General features: G+C 51.2%; 3 protein-coding genes and 1 pseudogene. 3 read left to right on the forward strand and 1 reads right to left on the reverse strand.

Annotated features, from left to right (window positions below; all coding sequences use genetic code 11):
* Positions 1-648: reverse transcriptase-like protein (locus Q0231_RS13770; RefSeq protein ID WP_299348223.1), on the reverse strand; the 648-nt coding region annotated here is incomplete at its 3' end.
* Positions 649-698: 50 nt separating this feature from the next.
* Here Q0231_RS13770 and mbhE point away from each other — a divergent pair.
* From mbhE to Q0231_RS13785, 3 genes and pseudogenes are all read left to right on the forward strand, one after another.
* Positions 699-947, forward strand: coding sequence for a hydrogen gas-evolving membrane-bound hydrogenase subunit E (gene mbhE / locus Q0231_RS16755; RefSeq protein ID WP_367274500.1), 249 nt, complete (start codon positions 699-701; stop codon positions 945-947).
* Complete coding sequence (locus Q0231_RS13780; protein ID WP_299348228.1) at positions 947-1,387, forward strand: Na(+)/H(+) antiporter subunit B; 441 nt, start codon at positions 947-949, stop codon at positions 1,385-1,387. The genes mbhE and Q0231_RS13780 overlap by 1 nt, the downstream gene beginning before the upstream one ends.
* A pseudogene (locus Q0231_RS13785) lies at positions 1,387-1,580 on the forward strand (hypothetical protein); the annotation flags it as partial. The gene Q0231_RS13780 and the pseudogene Q0231_RS13785, both read left to right, overlap by 1 nt.

Here is a 1,580-nt window from a genome sequence, read left to right on the forward strand (position 1 = left end):
AGCAATGTCATTCTGAGCTCTCGGGATATGTTCCATCTGTAGGCCGTCAAAGTGCTCTTCTAGCTTCCTCACTTCATCAACATATGCTTCCATCAATGGACTCTGGTAGTTCTTGTTCACTTGGCGGACGACAAGCTGTGAGTCACCCCTGACAATGAGCTTCTTGATCCCAAGGTCTGCTGCAATTCTGAGACCGGCAAGCAATCCTTCATACTCTGCAGTATTGTTGGTTGCTTGCTCCTTGGGAAAGTGCAACTGGACTACGTACTTGAGGTGCTCTCCGGTGGGTGCGACAAGCAGCACGCCCGCACCGGCGCCTTGCAGCGAGAAGGCACCATCAAAGTACATCAGCCACTCTTTGCTTGCTTCCTCGACGGGGATGCTCGTTTCTGGAATTTCTTCATCTGGTGTTGGCGTCCATTCTGCTATGAATTCTGCCAATGCTCTGCTTTGGATAGTTGAAGTGCTCTCAAACTTGAGGCCAAAGCTTGACAGTTCCAGTGCCCACTCGACAATCCTGCCTGTTGCTTCTGGATTTTGCAGTATCCTCTTCAGCGGAAAGCGAGTGACGACTGTGATCTCATGTGCTTGGAAGTAATGGCGCAGCTTTCTCGAGGCCATGAGGAGGCCGAAAAGCAACTTCTGCACACCAGAGTACCTTGATCTAGCCCCCTGCAGAAGGGAACTGACAAAGTAAACTGGGCGCTGCACCATTCTTTTCTGCATCTTCTCACGCGCCTGCGCAGACCCATCTTGGTCCAGATTATCTAGAAAAGAGCCCCGAACAAATTGGCGTACCCAATGTTGTGACAGCGATTCTGGCCAGCTATCGCGGGTATGACACGTTGGGCGAAACAGCGGTTGTGTTCACTGCCGCTGTGGGTGTGCTGCTGTTGATCAGCGGTCTACGCCGCCGCCGCCGCACCAAACCGAAAAAGGACACCTGATGCGCCACCACCTTATCCTGCGTGTCATCACCAAATTATTGGTTGGTCCGATCATGCTGTTTGCACTGTATGTGCAATTTCACGGCGACTATTCCCCCGGCGGAGGCTTTCAGGCCGGTGTGATCATGGCCGTGGCGTTCATCCTTTACGGCATAGTTTTCGGTTTGAACAAGGCCGAAGAGGTTTTCCCGCCCTGGCTGGTTCACAAGTTGGTTGCGCTTGGCGTTTTGATTTACGCGGGCACAGGTCTGGTTAGTCTGTTTTTGGGCTACAATTATCTGGATTATGATGCATTCGCGCCGCACCATCCAAGCCATGGACAACATTGGGGAATTCTGGCTGTTGAATTTGGTGTGGGCGTTACTGTCACAGGCGTTATGGTTGCGATCTATTATGCATTCGCGGGCCGTCCGCCACCGATGCAAGATGAGGATTGGTGATGGAACGTTTGATCGATTGGGATTTCATTGTTGGCCACGTCAATTACTGGCTCTTCATCGTTCTTATGATGACGGGGTTCTACATCGTGGTGTCTCGTGGCAATCTGGTTAAGAAAATTGTCGGGCTGAATATCTTTCAGGTCGCTGTTTTCATGCTGTATATTTCGATCGTTGTGCAAGCGCAGAATCTTAC

It is taken from the genome of uncultured Maritalea sp., assembly GCF_937139385.1.
GTDB classification, from domain to species: Bacteria; Pseudomonadota; Alphaproteobacteria; order Rhizobiales; family Devosiaceae; genus Maritalea; species Maritalea porphyrae_A.